The organism is Bradyrhizobium sp. 164, assembly GCF_023073715.1.
GTDB lineage: Bacteria > Pseudomonadota > Alphaproteobacteria > Rhizobiales > Xanthobacteraceae > Bradyrhizobium.
This window is the reverse complement of record NZ_JADPKA010000083.1, coordinates 1-19,375: the sequence shown is the minus strand read 5'-3', so window position 1 is coordinate 19,375 and position 19,375 is coordinate 1. Positions and strand designations below refer to the sequence as shown.

Annotated in this window: 15 protein-coding genes, 1 tRNA gene and 2 pseudogenes; 9 read left to right on the top strand and 9 right to left on the bottom strand. The window is 62.9% G+C overall.

Features of this window, described 5'->3' with window-relative positions; translation table 11 throughout:
* Positions 1 to 268: 268 nt before the first annotated feature.
* The 7 genes from IVB01_RS25285 to IVB01_RS25255 form a co-directional block, all read right to left on the bottom strand.
* Positions 269 to 1,579: an ABC transporter substrate-binding protein gene (locus IVB01_RS25285; protein WP_247278581.1), complete on the bottom strand. Its 1,311-nt coding sequence runs from the start codon at positions 1,577 to 1,579 to the stop codon at positions 269 to 271.
* Between the two features lie 181 nt (positions 1,580 to 1,760).
* The gene (locus IVB01_RS25280) at positions 1,761 to 2,996 is read right to left on the bottom strand and encodes an ABC transporter substrate-binding protein (RefSeq protein ID WP_247278582.1); all 1,236 of its coding nucleotides are present in this window, start codon (positions 2,994 to 2,996) and stop codon (positions 1,761 to 1,763) included.
* 40 nt (positions 2,997 to 3,036) lie between these two features.
* The gene (locus IVB01_RS25275) at positions 3,037 to 4,518 is read right to left on the bottom strand and encodes an ATP-binding cassette domain-containing protein (protein WP_247278583.1); all 1,482 of its coding nucleotides are present in this window, start codon (positions 4,516 to 4,518) and stop codon (positions 3,037 to 3,039) included.
* Entirely contained in the window at positions 4,518 to 5,444 is a 927-nt protein-coding gene (locus IVB01_RS25270; RefSeq protein ID WP_247278584.1) for a branched-chain amino acid ABC transporter permease, read from the bottom strand. Before IVB01_RS25270 ends, IVB01_RS25275 begins: the two co-directional genes overlap by 1 nt.
* 1 nt (position 5,445) lies before the next feature.
* A complete protein-coding gene (locus IVB01_RS25265; RefSeq protein ID WP_247278585.1) occupies positions 5,446 to 6,321 on the bottom strand; it encodes a branched-chain amino acid ABC transporter permease in 876 nt (291 codons plus the stop codon).
* A 370-nt stretch (positions 6,322 to 6,691) separates the two neighbouring features.
* A complete protein-coding gene (locus IVB01_RS25260) occupies positions 6,692 to 7,849 on the bottom strand; it encodes an FAD-dependent oxidoreductase (RefSeq protein ID WP_247494976.1) in 1,158 nt (385 codons plus the stop codon).
* A gap of 88 nt (positions 7,850 to 7,937) precedes the next feature.
* Positions 7,938 to 9,188: an SMP-30/gluconolactonase/LRE family protein gene (locus IVB01_RS25255; RefSeq protein ID WP_247278587.1), complete on the bottom strand. Its 1,251-nt coding sequence runs from the start codon at positions 9,186 to 9,188 to the stop codon at positions 7,938 to 7,940.
* Positions 9,189 to 9,366: 178 nt separating this feature from the next.
* Between IVB01_RS25255 and IVB01_RS25250 the strand changes: the two genes are divergently transcribed.
* The 5 genes from IVB01_RS25250 (at position 9,367) to IVB01_RS25230 (ending at position 13,950) form a co-directional block, all read left to right on the top strand.
* Complete coding sequence (locus IVB01_RS25250) at positions 9,367 to 9,633, top strand: hypothetical protein (protein WP_247278611.1); 267 nt, start codon at positions 9,367 to 9,369, stop codon at positions 9,631 to 9,633.
* Between the two features lie 409 nt (positions 9,634 to 10,042).
* Positions 10,043 to 11,605 carry a 2-isopropylmalate synthase gene (locus IVB01_RS25245; RefSeq protein WP_247278588.1) on the top strand — a complete coding sequence of 521 codons (1,563 nt, stop codon included), beginning with the start codon at positions 10,043 to 10,045 and terminating at the stop codon, positions 11,603 to 11,605.
* A 311-nt stretch (positions 11,606 to 11,916) separates the two neighbouring features.
* The gene (locus tag IVB01_RS25240; protein ID WP_247278589.1) at positions 11,917 to 12,918 is read left to right on the top strand and encodes a TRAP transporter substrate-binding protein; all 1,002 of its coding nucleotides are present in this window, start codon (positions 11,917 to 11,919) and stop codon (positions 12,916 to 12,918) included.
* Between the two features lie 192 nt (positions 12,919 to 13,110).
* Positions 13,111 to 13,707, top strand: a complete 597-nt coding sequence (locus tag IVB01_RS25235) for a Spy/CpxP family protein refolding chaperone (protein WP_247278590.1) — start codon at positions 13,111 to 13,113, stop codon at positions 13,705 to 13,707.
* 167 nt (positions 13,708 to 13,874) lie between these two features.
* Positions 13,875 to 13,950, top strand: a tRNA-Lys gene (locus tag IVB01_RS25230).
* A gap of 62 nt (positions 13,951 to 14,012) precedes the next feature.
* Here the strand turns inward: IVB01_RS25230 and IVB01_RS25225 are convergent.
* A pseudogene (locus IVB01_RS25225) lies at positions 14,013 to 14,441 on the bottom strand (tyrosine-type recombinase/integrase); the annotation flags it as partial.
* A 128-nt stretch (positions 14,442 to 14,569) separates the two neighbouring features.
* On the opposite strand from IVB01_RS25225, the gene IVB01_RS25220 reads away from it, so the two are divergent.
* The 3 genes from IVB01_RS25220 to IVB01_RS25210 all read left to right on the top strand — a co-directional run bounded on the left by IVB01_RS25220 (position 14,570) and on the right by IVB01_RS25210 (position 16,420).
* Positions 14,570 to 15,370 carry a hypothetical protein gene (locus IVB01_RS25220; RefSeq protein ID WP_247414894.1) on the top strand — a complete coding sequence of 267 codons (801 nt, stop codon included), beginning with the start codon at positions 14,570 to 14,572 and terminating at the stop codon, positions 15,368 to 15,370.
* 60 nt (positions 15,371 to 15,430) lie between these two features.
* A complete protein-coding gene (locus IVB01_RS25215; RefSeq protein WP_247414892.1) occupies positions 15,431 to 15,853 on the top strand; it encodes a hypothetical protein in 423 nt (140 codons plus the stop codon).
* Between the two features lie 63 nt (positions 15,854 to 15,916).
* Entirely contained in the window at positions 15,917 to 16,420 is a 504-nt protein-coding gene (locus IVB01_RS25210; protein ID WP_247459031.1) for a GGDEF domain-containing protein, read from the top strand.
* Positions 16,421 to 16,618: 198 nt separating this feature from the next.
* On the opposite strand, the pseudogene IVB01_RS25205 reads toward IVB01_RS25210, so the two are convergent.
* A pseudogene (locus IVB01_RS25205) lies at positions 16,619 to 17,830 on the bottom strand (ATP-binding protein); the annotation flags it as partial.
* Positions 17,831 to 17,993: 163 nt separating this feature from the next.
* On the opposite strand from IVB01_RS25205, the gene istA reads away from it, so the two are divergent.
* Positions 17,994 to 19,375 (top strand): IS21 family transposase (gene istA / locus IVB01_RS25200; RefSeq protein WP_247494992.1); only part of this gene is annotated, 1,382 nt, incomplete at its 3' end.

The following is a 19,375-nucleotide window of genomic DNA, read 5'->3' as shown; positions in this document are numbered from 1 at the left end:
TCTTACCCTCCTCTCGAGGGAGGGCAATCGCATATGGGAAGCGGCTTCCATGCGGCGCATCCTTCGAGACGCCCGCTTTGGCGGGCTCCTCAGGATGAGGGCGGAGTATGCGGCAGCAGTTTCAACGGGCCCTATGCCAATTAGCCTGATCCTGAGGAGACCGCGGAGCGGTCGTCTCGAACGACGAGGCGTTTGCTCGGGCCACTCCAAGAATTCATATGCGATAGCCTTACCGTCCAGGGGAGGTTGCCACGCGAGCGCAACCGCCTCACGCCCCGTAGGTCGAGCCCTTCGGTAGCGGGAAGACCGGCTCCCGCGTGCGGATGTTCGTCGGCCACACCACCGAGATGTGCTCGCCGGCGTTCTGCATCACGACCGGGGTCGAGCGCTCGTTCTGGCCGGACAGCGGCGTGCCCGGCCGGAAGAATTTAACGCCATAGCCCTGGATGGTGCCGCCAGCGGGGATGTCGACGTCGAGCGCTGCCTTGCGGATGGCCTCCGGGTCGAAGCTGCCGTATTTCTCTTTGGCGACCGGCAGCACGTTGTTGAGCAGCACCCAGGTCTGGTTGAAACCCATCGAGCAGTGCGGCGGCACGTCGGTCGCGCCGGTCTTGGCCTGGTAGCGCGAAACCATGGTCTTGATCAGGTCGCCCATGCCCGGCGCGAGCTTGGCGGGATCGAGCAACTGCGCCGGCACTGGATCGATGTTGCAGAAATTGTCGATGTCGGCACCGAAAGTCGCGCGCAGCTTGTCGAGCTGGCTGTAGCCGGCGCCGGCGCCGAACAGCATCTTGAAGCGCAAACCACTCTCGCGGGCCTGGCGCAGGAACAGGGTGATGTCGGGGTTGTAGCCGGCATGCGAGATCACGTCGGCCTTGGCGCGCTTGATTTTTGTCACCAGCACCGAAAGATCGGGCGCGGAGGCCGAATACCCTTCGCGCAGCACGACCTGAATGCCGGCCTCCTTGGCATAGGCCTCGTCGGCGGAGGCAACGCCGACGCCATAGGGGCCGTCCTCGTGGATTAACGCGACCTTGACCTCCTTCGGATCGATGCCGAGCTTGGCTTTCGCATGCTCGGTGATGAAGCTTGCAAAGGCCTGGCCGTACTGGTCGGAATGGATCTGGGCGCGAAACACGTATTGCAGGTTCTTGTCCTTGAACACGGCGGTCGAGACCGCGGTCGTGATCCAGAGGATCTTCTTCTGCTGCTCCACCTTCGCCGCCATCGGCACCGCGTGCGCGCTGGAATAGACGCCGTTGATGATGTCGATCTTTTCCTGGCTGATCAGCCGCTCGGCCTCGTTGATCGCGACGTCCGCCTTGCTCTGGGAGTCGGCGGCGACCGGCACGATCCTGGTCTTGCCGCCGATGCCGCCCTTCTCGTTGACGAGGTCGATGGCGATCTGCGCGCCGACCGAGGAGGCGACCGAGCCGCCGGCGGCAAAGGGGCCGGTGAGGTCGTAAATCAAGCCGATGCGCAAATTCTCGGCTTGCGCCTGGGCCCGTGTCCAATCGAGGCTGAGTGCGGCGGCGGCAGCCGCCGATGTCTTCAGCAGCTGCCTGCGTGAAGTCGGCATCCTATCCTCCCTCAAAACCGTCTTATGTTTGGTTTTTTTCGAAGTATTGGGAGCAGGATGGCGAAAGTCAACATCGTCCAAGGTCGATAGGCGTCGGCCGCGACACAACGCACCTGCGAAAGATAAAGGAAAAGCCCACCGCTCCGCGCAGGAGCGATGGGCTTGCATGGGCGCGGATCAATTACTGCGACAGCTTCACGAAGCTCGGAAACTTCATCTTGCCTTCCGCGATCTTCTCGGGCCAGACCACGACCTGCTTGGAGTCCTGCCACTGGAAGACGAGGCCGGTGACAGTGCCGGGGCCTGACTTGATACCGTGGGTGAACTCGTCGTTCTTGCCGTAGAACTGGATGCGGCCGATCGTGCCCTCGTAGTCGGTCTTCTCGAGCTCGGCGACCATCTTGTCGGGATCGGTCGAGCCGGCGCGCTTGATGGCTTCCGTGATGAAGTAGACCTCGTCATAGGCGGTGTAGCCTGTATAGGCCGGCGGTGCGCCGAACTTGGCCTTGAAGGCAGCCGCGAACGGCTTCGTCTTGGGGGTGACGGCGACGTCGGGTGTCGCAACCGCCAGCGACGGTATGCCGTCGGCCGCGCCATTGGTGTCCTTCCAGAAGGTCGGGCTCAGCGCCTGCGCGCTGATGCCGAACATCGGGATCGGCACCTGCTGGTTCTTCCACTGCACCGTCGGCTGCACGCCGACATGGGAGATGCCGGTGACGATCACGTCGGGCTTCTTGCTCTCGATGTTGTTGAAGATCGGCGTGAAGTCGGTGGTGTCAGGCGAGAAGCGGACGTGCTCGACGACCTTCAGGCCAGCCTTCGGCAGGCAGGCCTCGTAGCCGACGTCGAGCGGCTTGGTCCAGGCGGCGTCCTCGCTCATGATCGCTACGGTCTTGAACTTGAGCTTGTCGACGAGCAGGTCCTTGGCTGCGTCGCAGACGAGCTGGGCCTGCGCGGCCGAGGTCAGATAGCCGTGGAAGGTGTACTTGTTCTTCTCGTAATCGTTGTGGATCGCCTTGGTGATCTCGTTCGAGGCCGCGCCTGGCGTGATCAGCGGCATCTTCAGCCGCGCCGCCCAGGGCTCGAGCGCCAGCACGACCTCGCTGATATAGCTCGCGATGACGGCGGAGACCTTGTCCTCGCTGACGGCGCGCTGGAAAGCGCGAACGGAATCCGCCGACGAGCTCTTGTTGTCGTAGGTCACGATCTCGATCTTGCGGCCGAGCACGCCGCCCTTGGCGTTGATCTCGTCGGCGGCAATCTGCGCGCCGCCTGGCGTTGCCGCGCCCGCGATCGACTGCACTTCGGCGATGACGCCGATCTTGATCGGATCGGTCGACTGCGCGTAGGCCGGAGCGGCAAGGCACAAGGCCAATGCGGAGGCGAGAAGGCTGCTGCCGAGAACTAATGGTCGCATGGTCGTTTCCCTTTCTATGTTTTTGTTGATGTTGACAGACTTAAAGAAAATCGGCCCCGGCCTCGCTCGCGAAGCGGCCGGGATCGCCTTCCCACACGATCCTTGCATGCTCCAGCACATAGACGCGGTCGGCATGTGGCAGCGCGAAGGTCACGTTCTGCTCGCCGAGCAACACCGTGATCGATGTGGTTTGCCGCAGCTTGGTCAGCGCCTTGGAGAGTTGCTCGAGGATGACGGGGGCAAGGCCCAGCGTCGGCTCGTCCAGGATCAGGATCTGTGGCTGCATCATCAGGGCGCGGCCGATCGCGAGCATCTGCTGCTCGCCGCCGGAGAGCGTCTGTGCCATCTGACTCTGGCGTTCCTTCAGGATCGGGAACAGCTCGAACAGCCAGGCGAGCTGTGCGGCGCGCTTCTCGTCGGAAAGATGCTGGCCGCCGAGATCGAGATTTTCGCGCACGCTCATCTCGCCGAACAGTTCGCGTGATTCCGGGCATTGCACGAGACCGCTGCGTGCGATCTTCGCCGGACTGGTGCCGCGGAGTTTCTCGCCGCCGCGCACGATCTCGCCGCTGTAGGGCAGAAAGCCGGAGATGGTGTTGAACAATGTGGTCTTGCCGGCGCCGTTGAGGCCGACGATCGAGACGAACTCGCCCTCGTGGACATGGATCGAGACGTTCTCCAGCGCCTGCGCCTTGCCGTAGAACACGCTGACATTCTCGACCTGGAGCAGCGGCACCTTATCCTTGAAGCTGGTCTCGGGCCGCGCATGGGTCTCGATCGCGCCGCCGAGATAGACCCGGCGCACGGTCTCGTTCCTCATGACCTCGTCGGCCTTGCCGGTGACGATCTCCTCGCCGAGATACATCGCGAGCACGCGATCGACGAGGGCTGCGACGCTCTTGACGTTGTGGTCGACCAGCATCACCGCACGGCCTTCGTCGCGAAAGCTGCGGATCAGGTCGGAGAACATCTCGACCTCGGCGCGCGTCAGCCCGGCGAAGGGCTCGTCGACCAGCACGACCTTTGGGTCACGTGCGATGGCCTTGGCGAGTTCGAGCCGGCGCAGATCGGCAAACGGCAGGGTCGGCGGGCGGCGGTTCATCACATTTCCGAGCCCAACGCGCTCGGCGATCCATTTGGCGCGCTCGATCAGCGCCTTGTCGGGGAACAGCATGAACAGGCTGTCCGGCAGCAGCGCGACCAGGATGTTCTCCAGCACGGTTTGCCGGTTCAGCGGCCGCGAGTGCTGGAACACCATGCCAAATCCCTTGCGCGCGATCTTGTGCGCGGGCAGGCCGGCGACGTTCTCGCCCTCGAAGATCACTTCGCCGGACGTCGGGCGCTCGATGCCCATCACGGTCTTCATCGCGGTCGACTTGCCCGAGCCGTTCGGCCCGATCAGGCCAAAAATCTCGCCGCCATTGACCTCGAAGCCGAGGCTCTTGACTGCGGTCAATCCGCCGAAGCGCTTAGTCAGGCCGCGGACTTCGAGCACGGCCCTGTTTGGAAGCCTCATATCCATCACGAGCGCGCCTCGCGCGAGAGGGCCGCTCCGAGGAAGCCGCCAGGGAAGAACAGCACGACGAGGAGCGCCACCGCCGAGACGATGAAGGTCGCGAGCTCACCGGTCGGCCGCAAGAACTCGCCGGCGACGATCAGGAAGATCGCGCCCAGCGCAGCGCCCAGCACGGTGCGCCGGCCGCCGAGCACGGCGGAGACGATCACGTTGACGCCGACCGCGACGTCGACGACGGTGCCGACCGAGGCGGTGCCGAAGTAGAATACCAGCAGCGCGCCTGACAGCCCCGAGAAGAACGCGCTGACGATGAAGGCGGCGAGCTTGTGCTTGACGATGTTGAAGCCGAGCGCGCCGGCCTGCACCGGGTCCTGGCCGCTGGCCTGGAGCACGAGGCCGATCGGCGATTGCGACAGGCCGTAGAGGATTGCGGCCGAGATCGTCATGAAGCCGAGCGCGATCCAGTAATTCACGCCGGCGTTGATAGAGATGACGTCGGGAATGGTCAGCCCGATCTCGCCGCCGGTGAGGTCGGCGAACACCACCACGAAATTCTGCAGCATCAACACCGCGACCAACGTGGTCAGGCCGAAATAGGGCCCGCGCACGCGCAGGGCCGGCAACGCCAGCACGAGACCGGCGATGACGGAGGCGAATGCGCCGAGCACGATGCAGAGATAAACCGACCACCCAAACTGGGCATTGAGGATGCCGGCGGTGTAGGCGCCGACGCCGATCAGGAAGGTCGGCCCGAAATTGACCTCGCCGGCAAAGCCGAACAAGAGGTCCCAGGCCATCGCGAACACACCGAAATAGAATGCGACGGTGAGCAGGCCCAGCACATAGCCAGAGACGTAGAGCGGCAGCGTTGCCGCGATGACGACGAGCGCGAGCGAGACGAAGAAGAGGCGAGAGGTGAAGAAGGTGGCCATCTCAGCGCCTCCCCAGAAGGCCCTGTGGCCGGATGTACATCACAAACACGAGCAGCAGCAGCGCCGGGATGGTGCGATAGGCCGGCGAGATCAGATAGGCGGTCAGGGTCTCGAGATAGCCGACCACGAAGGCCGCGATCAGCGAGCCGGAGACGCTGCCGAGGCCGCCGAGCACGACGATGGAGAACGCGCTCGCGGTCAGCGGACCGACGCTGTAGGAGCTGACGCCCAGAAACATGCCCAGCAGCACGCCGGCGATGCCGGCGAGGATACCGTAGATCGCCCACACCACGATGTAGATGTTGGTGAGCTCGAGGCCGAGCAGCGTGACGCCGCGCGGGTTCATCGAGGCGGCCAGCACGGCCTTGCCGGTGCGGGTGCGGTTCACCAGGAGCCACAACAGAGCGATGACCAGGCAGCAGACGATCGCCGTGAAAATCTCGTTGCGCGGCGTGCGGACGCCGAGGATCTCGACCACGCCCTCGACGATCGGCAGCACGGTCTTGGCGTTGTTGGTGAAGAAATAGGCGATCAGCTCCTGGATCATGATGCCCCACAGCAGCGTTCCCGTGAGGACGAAGATCTCCTTCTCCTCGTTCGGAATGCGGCGCGAATCCTGGATCGGCTTCACCACCGCGAAATAGGTGGCAAATGCCGTGATGAGGGCGACGCCGACGCCGATCAGCGCGCCGGCATAGGTGCCGACGCTGAGAATGCTGGCGGCGGCCCAGGCCGCCACCGCTGCCGCCACCATGATAGCGCCGTGGGAGAGGTTGAGCACGCCGGAGACGCCGAATATCAGCGTGAAGCCGGTGGCACCGAGAGCGTAGAGAGCGCTGATGGCAAAGCCATCGATCAAAATCTGGAATGCTCGCATTGATGATTGGCCGGGCAACCTGGCTGCCACTTGAGAAAAAGGTGCTGCGTGCACCGCATGCGGAAGGCTCTCCGGCCAAGGCCCGGATGCCGTTCCGATCAATTCGCGGTGGACTTGATGGAGCTCGGGAGACTGACGTCACTCCTGACGGCGTCGTCCGGCGCGCCGATCACGGCGTCGAGCGAACTCGCAACGCAACAGAGAGTCTATTCTTCATGTTGTTTTTCTCCCTTGAACAGCCTCTTGTGAGCTATTGGGGCGCGACTATACCGGCGAGGGCATTCTCGGCAAGTGAAACTGCATTCAGGATTGTGGGAGGCGGGTTAAAGTCCATTGCTGCGTAAATAGAGTGCAGCGCGACTCGGGCACGTCAGGCATGCAGATTCGGTCGAGGCCCATGCATGTACGCCGCCAGCATGCCCCATCCGTTCAACGTGCGTGCAGCAGCGACGGATCGAGCGGGCCGAGGCGGGCGGGATCGAATGGCGAAAGGTCGATCTGCGTCGTGCCCTCGGCGATCAGCTGCGCCAACGCCTCGCCGGTCGCGGGTGCATTGAGGATGCCAGACATTATGTCCAGTCGCAACGTAGAGACCCTCGCTCTGCGGCACCTTGCCAATCAGCGGCAGACCATCCTGCGTCACCGGGCGGAAGCAGGCCTGCCGCGCGATGATCTTCTCGGGCCGGAACAGCGGCGAGAGCCGCTCGCTCATCGCCTGCAGGCGCGCGATCGCGTCCTGGTCGGGCGTCACGGCGGCGGGATCGAGCGGCAACGGCGCGATGTCGGAAAGCGCCGTGATATGCGTGCTGCCGTCGGCACGGGGGAAAACCTCGATGGACACGGCGACGCCATTGTCCTCATGCTCAAGAAACAGCGCATCGGCTGGCACATCCCCGCCGGTGTCGTACACGATGCTCGGGCTGCGCTGGCCATAGATGGCGGGCAGGTTCATCCATTGCGCCGCGAGCAGCGACCACGGCCCCATCGCGATGACGACGGCGTCCGCCTCGATGACGCTGCCCTCGACCTGGACGCCGCTCGCTGTGATGCCATCCGCATCGCGCACGATGCCGCTGATCCGGCCGCGACGAAGTTGCACGCCCTGCGTGAGCGCCGCATCCATGAGGAACGAGGTGAATTTGCGAGGGTGAACGATCGCGGTCGTCGCGGTCGTGCCGATGGTTTGCGCGATGGCGACGCCGTTGGCGAGCCAGCCAAGTGCCGAGGGCAGATTTCGCCGGGCGTCACCATCGGGGACAACGAGGCCGCTATAGGCGGTCATGGGGCGGTAGCCCCAATCGCCCGCGATCTCCCCGGGCAGTTGCGCATGAAGTGCGAAGCTGCGCCGCGCCAGTGCGTCGAGCGGCGTGCCGGTGCACCAGTCGCGTGCGAGGAAGCCGCCGGCCTTGCCGGACGCTGCGGCCGCGATCTCTGTCCGTTCCACCACAATGACGTCGATGCCGCGGCGACGAAGAAACCAGGCGGTGCAGGCGCCGATCACGCCACCGCCGCAGATCACAACACGCATGGTTTTTTTCCTCGCGCGCCGAAGGATTATCAAAAGAATTGGCGCCGGCGAGGAACGCCGGCGCAGCGTCGCATTGAGCTTGTGTCGCTCAGCCTGGTCCTGCGCCCTGCGTTGCCGTGTAGACCGCGTAGAGCGACTGGCTCGCCGCCATGAACAGCCGGTTGCGCTTTGGGCCGCCGAAGCAGACGTTGCCGCACACCTCCGGCAGGCGGATGCGGCCGAGCAGCTTGCCCTCCGGCGACCACACCGTCACGCCGCTATAGCCGACGGCGCGCCCGGCATTGCTGGAGGCCCAGACATTGCCGTTGACATCGCAGCGCAGGCCATCCGGCCCGCACTTCACGCCGTCGATCACGCAATCGCTGAACTTTCTAGGGTTGGAGAGCTTGTTGTCGCTGCCGACGTCGAACACGAAGATCTCGCCCTTGCCGCCCGGTCCGGTGTCGCCCGGTCCCTTGCCGGTCGAGGCGATGTAGAGCTTCTTGTAGTCTGGTGAGAAGCACAGGCCGTTCGGATCTGGCACCTGGTCTTCGGTGACGACGAGATCGATGCGGCCCGACGGGTCGATGCGATAGCAGTTGGTCGGGAGCTCGCGCTTGCCCGGCACGAAGCCGGCGGGCTGTCCGATCCGCGGATTGAGCTTGCCGCCGGCATTGCTCGGGCCGCCCGCGACGTCGGGCTCGCCTTCGTAGAGCTGGCCGCCATAGGGCGGATCGGTGAACCAATAGCTGCCGTCGGGGTGTGCGACGATGTCGTTCGGCGAATTCAGCTTCTTGCCCTGATAGGAGTCCGCGAGCACCGTGGCGGTGCCGTCATGCTCGTAACGCGTCACCCGGCGCGTCAGGTGCTCGCAGGAGAGCTGGCGGCCCTGAAAGTCGAACGAGTTGCCGTTGGAATTGTTTGAGGGCGTGCGGAACACGCTGACGCGGCCGTCATCCTCGCTCCAGCGCATCTGCCGGTTATTGGGAATGTCGCTCCACAAGAGATACCGTCCCTGCGCGCTCCAGGCCGGGCCTTCGGCCCACAGCACGCCAGTATAGAGACGCTTGATCGCGGTGTTGGGCTGCGCGAGATCGTTGAAGGAGGGATCGACGGCGATGATGTCGGGGTCCCAGAAATATGTGGTCGGCGCGCCCTGGGGACCGAAATCGCGCGGCGGGGTGGTGATCGTCGTCGGCGGTGCGGCGGGGCCGGTCTGGGCCAGGGCGCAGCCGGCTCCGGCCATTGTGGCGGCGGCGCCGAGCGCAAGCCCTTGTACAACTCCTTGGACGAGTGTTCGTCGTGAAAGCGCAGCATCCTGGTCACGCTGCCCTTCGTCACGAGCCTCTTGGCGTGTCATCGCGTCCTCCCGATCATGTTCGCTGACCGGTTGATCCGGCCGAGCGGGCGGAGGTTAGTGCGGTCCGCTGCCGGTTGCGAGGGGTGGAATCGAAACCGCTGCGCGATGGCGGGTCGCAATTTCGTCACCTTCAAATGCGTTTGGATTGCAGGCGCTAACGGGGATAAAGCCGGAGTTCATTGTGCAAGTTGTCGTCCTGGTCATCCTGCTCGCGATCGCATTTGCGGCCGGCTACTTCACGCGGGACTACGTCTCCCGCAAAAGGCGGGCGGAGGCGCGCCGCTGGCGTGAGTATACCGAGCCGGACTGGCTTCCTGCCAACGCGCCGGCGAACACCAACGAGATCACGAATGCCGGCACCGCTGTGGTCGCGACCGGCGAACTCGGTCAGATGCTGAACCGCTGGGAGAACAGGGCCCGCGCCCGCCGCACCGGCACGGGATAGTCGGCGCGCCTTGCGCTCGTCGCGGGCTGCAATCTCTCCTATTTAGGTCAGTTCCACTGACTATCTTTTAGGCGTTGCAGTTGCAGGCGTTTCTCGTTTAGAAACGGGCGGATCGAGCCCCTCCCGGCAATCAACCATCAACGGTTTTGACCGAGTATTGAGGGCTCAAAGGGTCTGGCAATGCTGATTCGCGGCCAAATCGATGGGATTTCGGGGGAGGTGGCCGTGGCCGCCGCCACGATCCCGGCCGCGCTGCTGCCCACCCTCCTTCTTGGCGGGCTTCTTCTTAGCTGCCCCTGAGGGCCGGCTGGGCGCCACGCGCCTGGGCGCTCAGGGGTTGTACGAGATCACCGGACACCTCAAGCGCCCAGACCACTGAACGGCGCAAAAGCTCAAAAGGAAATCTAGAATGGCCACCGTGAACAAGTCCGACAAGGACCGCGTCATCATTTTCGACACCACGCTGCGCGACGGCGAGCAATGTCCCGGCGCCACCATGACCTTCGAGGAGAAGCTCGAAGTCGCCGAACTGCTGGACGATATGGGCGTGGACGTCATCGAGGCCGGCTTTCCGATCACCTCCGAAGGCGACTTCCAGGCCGTCAGCGAGATCGCCCGCCGCTCCAAGAATTCGGTCATCGCCGGCCTGTCACGCGCCCACCCGGCCGACATCGACCGCTGCGCCGAGGCGGTGAAATTTGCCAAGCGCGGCCGCGTCCACACCGTGATCGCGACCTCGCCGCTGCACATGCGGGTGAAGCTGAACAAGACCCCGGAACAAGTAATCGAGACCTCGGTCGCGATGGTCGCGCGCGCCCGCAACCAGATCGACGACGTCGAATGGTCGGCCGAGGACGGCACCCGCAGCGAGATGGACTTTCTGTGCCGCATCGTCGAGGCCGTGATCAAGGCCGGCGCCACCACGGTGAACATCCCCGATACCGTCGGCTACACGGTGCCGGAGGAATACACCCACTTCATGAAGACGCTGATCGAGCGTGTGCCGAATTCAGATAAGGCTGTGTTCTCCGTGCACTGCCACAACGACCTCGGCATGGCGGTCGCCAACTCGCTGGCCGGCATCGTCGGCGGCGCGCGTCAGGTCGAGTGCACCATCAACGGTATCGGCGAGCGCGCCGGCAACGCCGCGCTGGAAGAGATTGTGATGGCGATCAACGTGCGCAACGACAAATTCCCGTACTGGAACAAGATCGACACGACGCAGCTCACCCGCGCCTCGAAGGTGGTGTCGGCGGCGACCTCGTTCCCGGTGCAGTACAACAAGGCTATCGTCGGCCGGAATGCGTTCGCGCATGAGAGCGGCATCCATCAGGACGGCGTGCTGAAGGACGCGTCCACCTACGAGATCATGCGGCCGGAGATGGTCGGCCTCAAGCAGTCCTCCCTGGTGCTCGGCAAGCATTCCGGCCGCCACGCCTTCGTGCACAAGCTGGAGGAGATGGGCTACAAGCTCGGCCCCAATCAGCTGGAAGATGCTTTCACGCGGATGAAGGCGCTGGCCGACCGCAAGAAGGACATCTACGACGAGGACATCGAGGCGTTGGTTGACGAGGAGATGGCAGCCTCGCACGACCGCATCAAGCTGACCTCGCTGACCGTGATCGCCGGCACCCACGGTCCGCAGCGCGCCACCATGAAGCTCGACGTCGACGGCCAGATCAAGATCGAGGAAGCCGAGGGCAACGGTCCGGTCGACGCAGTGTTCAACTGCATCAAGCGCCTGGTGCCGCACGAGGCCAAGCTCGAACTGTACCAGGTTCACGCGGTGACCGAAGGCACCGACGCGCAAGCTGAAGTCTCGGTGCGGCTGTCGCAGGACGGCCGCTCGATGACGGCGCGCGCTGCGGATCCGGATACGCTGGTCGCCTCCGCAAAGGCCTATCTCGGCGCGCTGAACAAGATCGTCATGAAGCGCCAGCGTGACACGGTGACGACGGCAGCGGCGAGCTGACAAGCGAAGCCTTGTCATTGGCGAGCGATGCGCGTGGGCTTCACCTCTCCCGCTCGCGCTTGCGGGAGAGGTCGGCGCGTAGCGTCCGGTGAGGGTTCTCTTCCTCTGGGGAGCCTCTACGTGGAAGCACCCTCTGCCAACTGTCTCCCGCAAGTGGGAAAAGGGCGCGCAGCGGTGCTCGTGGCATTCACCACGAATACCTGCCCTGCTAACGGCCAATAGCCGCATGGCGCGCCGCCCTGTATTGATGCAGCCGGCATGAGGACGGTCGCCCGCGCGCCGGGCGGCCCAAATAACATCAGGGAGAGATTATGCGCACCTTCGCGATCGCGGCCTCCGTCGCGGCATTGGCCTTAGGCCTTGTCGGCCCCGCCAGCGCCGACCCGATCATCATCAAATTCAGCCACGTCGTCGCCACCGACACGCCGAAGGGCAAAGGGGCGGAGAAATTCAAGGAGCTCGCCGAGAAGTACACCGGCGGCAAGGTCAAGGTCGAAGTCTATCCGAACTCGACGCTCTACAAGGACAAGGAAGAGCTCGAGGCGCTCCAGCTCGGCAGCGTGCAGATGCTGGCGCCGTCCAACTCGAAATTCGGCCCACTCGGCATCCGTGAATTCGAGGTATTCGATCTGCCTTACATCCTTCCCGATCTGAAGACGCTGCGGAAGGTGACGGAGGGCCCGCTCGGCGCGAAGTTGCTCAAGCTCCTGGACGCCAAGGGCATCACCGGACTTGCCTATTGGGATAATGGCTTCAAGCAGATGAGCGCCAACAAGAAGCTGGTCTCGCCTGCCGACTATCAGGGCGTGAAATTCCGCATCCAGTCCTCGCGCGTGCTCCAGGCCCAGTTCAAGGCGCTCGGCTCGCTGCCGCAGGTGATGGCGTTCTCGGAAGTCTACCAGGCACTCCAGACCGGCGTCGTCGACGGCCAGGAGAACACCTGGTCGAACATCTATACCCAGAAGATGCACGAGGTCCAGAAGTACATCACTGAGACCAATCACGGTTACATCGGTTACGTCGTGATCGTGAACAAGAAGTTCTGGGACGATTTGCCGGCCGACATCCGCGACCAGCTTTCCAAGGCAATGAAGGAAGCGACCGCCTTCAGCAACGCGCAGTCGCAGAAGGAGAACGACGACGCGCTCGCCGAGATCAAGAAGAGCGGCAAGAGCGAGATCATCAAGCTCACGCCCGAGCAGGACGAGGCGATGCGCAAGGCGATGGAGCCGGTCTACAAGGACGCCGCAGGCCGCGTCGGCCAGGCGCTGATCGACGAGTTCCAGAAGGAAGCCAAGAGCACGACGAACTGATCTCGATGCACGATGAACGGGGCTTCCGTGCCAGCTGCACGGAAGCCTTTTTGTTGCAAACGATTTCCGATCGTGGCTGGCGGTAAATCAGCCGTTACGTAGTCCTAAGAACACCGCTTCCTGTCCAAGTTGTAAGTTGCGCGTCGGCGGCGCCGCCCTCATCCTCAGGGCATCCTTCCAGAGGAGGTCCGTATGAGGAAATTCACCATCGCTGCCATCGCCGTGCTCAGCGTCGCCGGCTCGGGCGCGGTCTATGCTCAATATCATCGCCCGTGGATGGAGCGCTTCCATCACATGCGCATGAACCCCGAGGACCGCGCCGCCTTCATCGACGCACGGATCGCCGCCGTCCACGCCGGCCTGAAGCTCAATGCCGATCAGGAGAAGCTGTGGCCGCCGGTCGAGGCCGCGGTGCGCGATTTCGCCAAGCTGCGCATCGACCGCGCCAATGCGCGGATGAATGCCGGCCCCGGCGATACCGACAGGCCGGAGGATCCGATCGCCCGCCTGCGCCAGCGCGCCGAGGACATGGGCGCCAGCTCCGCGGCCCTGAAGAAGATCGCCGATGCCGCCGATCCGCTCTACAAGACGCTGGACGAGGGCCAGAAGCGCCGCCTCGCGGTGCTGACCCGCCACCGCGGCCCATTCGGCGGCGGCGAAGACGGCCTGCCCCGTCACTTCATGGAACACCGCATGGACCGCATGATGGAGCGTGGCATGGGGCACTTCCACCGTGACCGTTTCGACCGCGACGGCGGTCCGGACGGGGACCGCGAGGGGCGGCTCTGAGCAGGGCCGGATTGTCCCGCGATTAACCCTGGCGAAGCCGCTGGAATCCAGCGGCTTTTCGCTATTTTGGACTTGTGGACGAAGCCTTGGAAAACTTGCGGCCGATCGCTTGCCATACCCGGATCGCTTTGCTAAACGACCGGCCTCGCAAGGCCTTACCGCCTTTCGGGCGCATAGCTCAGTTGGTAGAGCAGCTGACTCTTAATCAGCGGGTCCCAGGTTCGAGCCCTGGTGCGCCCACCATATAAAACAAGCACTTAGCAGCAGACGTGACGCGGTAAGGTGGCTTCATTTTACAGGTCATTTTACAGTTTTGTTCTCGCTTCGAGCTTCAGCACCGCAGCTTCGGCGAGCTGAATATCGCGACCCAAGTAATGCGCGTCGAGAATGGCTTCGACGTCCTTCAACGAGTGGCCCGTGACTGCAGCGATCTGCGGCACGCTGGCGCCAGCAATCGCCAACCGAACCACGGCCGTGCCGCGCAGGTCATGAAAGGTGAGACCACTAATGCCGGCGCGCTCGCAGGCCTTTGACCACGAGGTGCGAAATCCGTCGGACGTCCAGGGCCGGCCCAGCGTGTTCGTCAGGATGAGCGGCCCCCGACGGTCGGTAGCATCAAGCAGGGCTCGCAGCGGGGTGCCGGCCGGCATGGCGACGCGCCGGCCCCCTTTCGATTGACGCAGCCGAATGTAGGGGCTCTCGTACGCTGACCAGGGCAGGCGCAACAGGTCGCCCTGCCGTTGACCTCAGATTGTGGGTCACTAATAGGTAGTCGCAACGGACCTGATATTGCACTGATAAACATCAACTGGAATTTAAAGTTTGGGGCTTCAGCATCAGTGCCACGGGCATCTTCGCCATTATGGCCACGGTGCTCATCATCGCGCTTATCGTGGTTCTTCCGCGGGCTCTGCAGGTCGTCATGGCCAAACCGAAATGGGGTAAGCACACCCACTGCTACCTATGCAGCAAGCTGCTCAAGGAGCCGGTGACGCCTGACCACGTTCCGCCCAAGCTCTTCTTTCCGGCCGAGCTGCGGAAGAAGTACGGGATGACCGATCTGCTCACCATCCCCGTGCACCATGCCTGCAACCAGATGTGGCGGATGGATGAGGAGTACTTCGTTCACACGCTGTTGCCGCTGGCCAGAGGCTCAGAAGCGGGTGATGCAGCCCATGCCCAGACCTTCAAGAAATACCAGGGGGGACGCAACGTCCCGCTGGTCAACATGGTCATGGACGAATTCAAGCATGTCGTGAAAGGTATCCATCTGCCAGCGAACCGCGTCGCGAAGATGATCGACGCCGATCGCTTCCATGACGCGCTCTACAAGATCATCCGTGGGCTTCACTACCATCACAGCGGTGAGATACTGCCGTCGATCTGGAGCATTACGTACACAGTGACGCCGCCCTACGAAGATCCGCCGGAGGAGTTCAAGACGTTCGCCCAGGGCAGGGCGTCGATGGGCAAATACCCGGGTATCTTCGCCTCCGCATTCCATAAATTTACAGAGGTGAACAACCTGCACTTTTGGGCGTTCTTGTTGTGGGACGGCGTTATTTTAACAGCCGCCTTCCACGACCCCGCTTTTGAGTGCGACCATTGCCAGTTCGTAGGACCGCGACTTCCCGAGAGCATGCCGGGCACGATCCGGGTCTGAGTCCCATCTGATAAAGACCTAATAATTTCGCGCTGTCTCCACCAACCGGAGACAACTCCCGTGAACTCAATTCCTGAACTCGAAATCTCTTCTTCCCAGCTCAAGATCGCCGCCAGGGGCCGTCTTGCCATCTCGGTCGCCTTCCTGACCGTCCTCGTCTTCGCCGTACCGACCTACTTAATTCATTGCTCGCGTTTCGTTCTTATGGCTCAGTCTGAGGATGCGGCCATGGGACTTGACGGAATCCGTCACGAAATCAGCTATATGCGGCGCCAAATCACCCGCCAGCAGAAGGAAATCCTGACCCTCCAGCGGGCCGGGATATCGACCGCGTCGGCCGAAGCCCTCCTGTCCCGGATGCAGGCCAAGGTCGATGGCCTTTGCGAGCAACGCGACCGGCTCGTCGGCGAGGAAAAACTGAAGCGGCCGTCTTATCCCTCGGGCAAGCAGCTCAAGGGTACCCGGGCTGATCGACGGTTGTGATGGACAACCTTCGGCGGTTTCCGGCCCCGTGGACCATGCTCGCAGCTGCTCGCGGAGAATCGCATGGCCCGCCTTGCGCTTACAGAAGCGCTAACGGGTCTGGCAAACCGATCCGCATTCGACACCGCTCTGGCAGAGCGTTTGGTATCAGGCGCCGCGATCGTTGCGATGATTGATCTTGACCGATTCAAACCGGTCAACGACACATACGGTCACGACGTCGGCGACGAGTTACTAAAATCAGTAGCTACTCGTATCGACGCCGAACTTCATGGTGGACATCTTGTGGCAAGACTTGGCGGCGACGAGTTCGGCGTATTGTTCGACGCGGAACTCAACATCGCCGACGCGACACGCGCAGCGGAGCGTATCGTGCGCACACTCGAAACACCGTTCGCAATCGCGGCCGATAGCATCGGGATAGGCGCGAGCATCGGATTAGCCGCGGCAGTTAACGGTGACGATGCACGCACGCTCAAGCGTCGCGCGGATGACCGTCTCTACAGCGTTAAACGCAGCGGGCGTGGACACGTTTTGTCGGATACCCCAGCTGCTGTAGCCGCATAGTTTGGTTTTCTTTTCTGGTACTAGGGACAACTCGTTCGATGTCCGGCTTGGGCGACAACCGGCGGTCGGCAAGCGCCGCGGCGTGTCCGCTCTAACTCAGACAGCTGACGTGCTGGCAACGGACCGCTGTTCGGCTCAGGGGCCATTAGGCGACATGGCAACCGCGACGGCGGAGGTCCGCGAAGGGGCCCTAAGCGGTCATTCGGACTTAGGGCCGGTGGCAATTCCGTTGTCGCGCGGCAGTGTAATGATGAACTCGGCAAAGACACCAGGCTCAGTCTCGACGTCGATCCGGCCTCCGTGTTGCTTGACGATGATGTCATGGGTCATTGAGAGTCCGAGCCCCGTTCCTTCCCCTGTCGGCTTTGTAGTGAAGAAAGGATTGAACATCTTTTCGCGTACTTCAGACAGGATGCCTGTGCCGTTGTCGCGAATACGGATTTCGACTGTCTTGCCGAGGTTCCTCGTGGAAGCGCTGAGGACTGGTTCAAAGCTCTCGTCGCCCGTTTCGAGCTTGCGCCTAGTCGCGGCATAGAAGCCGTTGGAAATCAGGTTGAGCAGCGCCCGTGTGATCTCCTGCGGATACAGCTCGACCGCACCAGCGCGCGGGTCCAGGTTCCGCCGCAACGTGATGGTGAAGCCCGACTTCTCTGGTCGCGCGCCGTGATAGGCGAGGTTAAGGCTGTCCTCGACGATGGCATTGATGTCGACTCGCCGATGCTCGCCGGAGCCTTCGCGCGAATGCAACAGCATGTTTTTGACGATGGAATCGGCACGCTTGCCATGCTGGACGACCTTTTGCAAATTGTCCTTCAGAAGGCCGGTGAGCTCATCGACTTCGCCGCGAATTCCTTCGGCGAGCGTGGTCGAGGCGAGGATGTCGTTCAACTCGTCCGTCAACTCGGCCGACAGCGCGGCAAAATTGTTGACGAAGTTGAGCGGGTTCTTGATCTCGTGCGCGATGCCGGCGGTAAGCTGACCGAGCGAAGCGAGCTTTTCGGTCTGGATCAGGCGATCTTGCGCCGCGCGGAGTTCATCGAGCGAAGCGGCAAGTTCCTTGGTGCGGGACTGCACTTCGTCGAATAGGCGCACATTCTCGATCGCGATGACGGCCTGGTCGGCGAAGCTGGTCACGAGCTCGACCTGCTTTTCGCTGAACGGCCGGACGGCGCGACGTGCGAGGACAATGGCGCCGATCGGGCTGCCTTCGCGCAGCAAGGGCACACCAAGGAAGCTGCGCGGATTGCCGCTGAGCTCCTGGCCTTCAAAGGAGTAGTCCGGGTCTTCGAGCACATCGGTGACATGGACCACCTTGTCGCCGAGCAAAGTCCGGCCCGTGATCGTGCGCTTGTCCGGCCGGACCGGGAGATCTTTCACATATTCGGCGAATTTGGTGGGGAAGCCGTAGGAGCCCGCCCGGAAGTAAATATTGCCAGTCTTGCGGGTGATCGCCGCCATATCTGTGTTTCGGCATGGAATAAGGACCCCGTTTTCGGGGTGATCGGCATCCAATCGGGACCCCGGGATAAGGGTCCACAGTGGCTTCCATCGAGTCATGGAAGCCGAGGTTGGGATGCTGGTGGTGGAGACGATTGGTAAGATCCGTCGCGCCTACTTTGTTGATGGTCGTCCGATCAAGGCGATCTGCCGAGAACTTGGCGTATCGCGGAAGGTGGTTCGCAAGGTCATTCGTTCTCAAGCGACGGAGTTCCGGTACGAGCGCGAGACGCAGCCGCTCCCGAAGATGGGTGCCTGGAGTGCCGAGCTTGACCGGTTGCTGGCAGGGAATGAGAGCAAGGCGGCGCGGGAACGGCTGACGCTGATCCGGCTATTCGAGGAGCTTCGCGGCCTGGGTTATGCCGGCGGCTATGATGCGGTTCGTCGATACGCACGACGGTGGAGCAAGGAACGCGGCACCTCGACAGCGTCGGCCTATGTGCCGTTGAGCTTTGCACCAGGCGAAGCCTACCAGTTCGACTGGAGCCACGAGATCGTCCTGCTGAGCGGCACCACGGTGATGGTGAAGGCTGCTCATGTCCGGCTCTGTCACAGCCGCATGCTGTTCGTGCGGGCCTATCCGCGGGAGACGCAGGAGATGGTGTTCGACGCCCACGACCGGGCATTCGCCCTGTTCAAAGGCACCTGCACCCGCGGCATCTACGACAACATGAAGACCGCGGTGGAGACGATCTTTGTCGGTAAAGGCCGTCTCTACAATCGCCGCTTCCTGCAGATGTGCAGCCACTATCTGGTCGATCCGGTCGCCTGTACGCCAGCGTCGGGCTGGGAGAAGGGGCAGGTCGAGAACCAGGTCGGGCTGGTCCGGGAACGCTTCTTCACGCCGCGGCTGCGGTTCAAAAACCTCGACGAGTTAAACGCCTGGCTGCTCGACAAATGCATCGCCTACGCCAAGGCTCATCGCCATCCGGAGCTGACCGATCAGACGATCTGGGACGTGTTCGAAGCCGAACGCCCCAAACTCGTTCCCTATGCCGGCCGCTTCGACGGCTTCCATGCGGTGACGGCATCGGTCTCGAAGACCTGCCTGGTGCGCTTCGACAACAACAAGTACTCGGTCGCAGCCAGCGCAGTCGGACGACCGGTCGAGGTTCAAGCCTATGCCGATCGCATCGTGATCCGTCAGGATGGACGTATCGTTGCCGAGCACCCGCGATCCTTTGGCCGCGGCGATACCGTCTACGACCCCTGGCATTATGTGCCGGTGCTCGCCCGCAAACCCGGCGCCTTGCGCAACGGTGCTCCCTTCAAAGACTGGGTGCTGCCGGCCGCGATCGATCGGATCCGGCGCAAGCTGGCCAGCACCGACGATGGCAATCGGCAGATGGTCGACATCCTCAACGCGGTGCTGACTGACGGTCTGTCCGCGGTGGAAGCGGCCTGTGCCGAAGCGCTCAGTCACAGCGTCCATTCCGCCGATGTCGTTCTCAATATCCT

Coding starts and splice junctions, on each gene's coding strand:
- IVB01_RS25285 (WP_247278581.1), bottom strand. CDS start 1,579: ATGCCGACTTCACGCAGGCAGCTGCTGAAGACATCGGCGGCTGCCGCC.
- IVB01_RS25280 (WP_247278582.1), bottom strand. CDS start 2,996: ATGCGACCATTAGTTCTCGGCAGCAGCCTTCTCGCCTCCGCATTGGCC.
- IVB01_RS25275 (WP_247278583.1), bottom strand. CDS start 4,518: ATGGATATGAGGCTTCCAAACAGGGCCGTGCTCGAAGTCCGCGGCCTG.
- IVB01_RS25270 (WP_247278584.1), bottom strand. CDS start 5,444: ATGGCCACCTTCTTCACCTCTCGCCTCTTCTTCGTCTCGCTCGCGCTC.
- IVB01_RS25265 (WP_247278585.1), bottom strand. CDS start 6,321: ATGCGAGCATTCCAGATTTTGATCGATGGCTTTGCCATCAGCGCTCTC.
- IVB01_RS25260 (WP_247494976.1), bottom strand. CDS start 7,849: ATGCGTGTTGTGATCTGCGGCGGTGGCGTGATCGGCGCCTGCACCGCC.
- IVB01_RS25255 (WP_247278587.1), bottom strand. CDS start 9,188: ATGACACGCCAAGAGGCTCGTGACGAAGGGCAGCGTGACCAGGATGCT.
- IVB01_RS25245 (WP_247278588.1), top strand. CDS start 10,043: ATGGCCACCGTGAACAAGTCCGACAAGGACCGCGTCATCATTTTCGAC.
- IVB01_RS25240 (WP_247278589.1), top strand. CDS start 11,917: ATGCGCACCTTCGCGATCGCGGCCTCCGTCGCGGCATTGGCCTTAGGC.
- IVB01_RS25235 (WP_247278590.1), top strand. CDS start 13,111: ATGAGGAAATTCACCATCGCTGCCATCGCCGTGCTCAGCGTCGCCGGC.
- IVB01_RS25220 (WP_247414894.1), top strand. CDS start 14,570: ATGGCCACGGTGCTCATCATCGCGCTTATCGTGGTTCTTCCGCGGGCT.
- IVB01_RS25210 (WP_247459031.1), top strand. CDS start 15,917: ATGGCCCGCCTTGCGCTTACAGAAGCGCTAACGGGTCTGGCAAACCGA.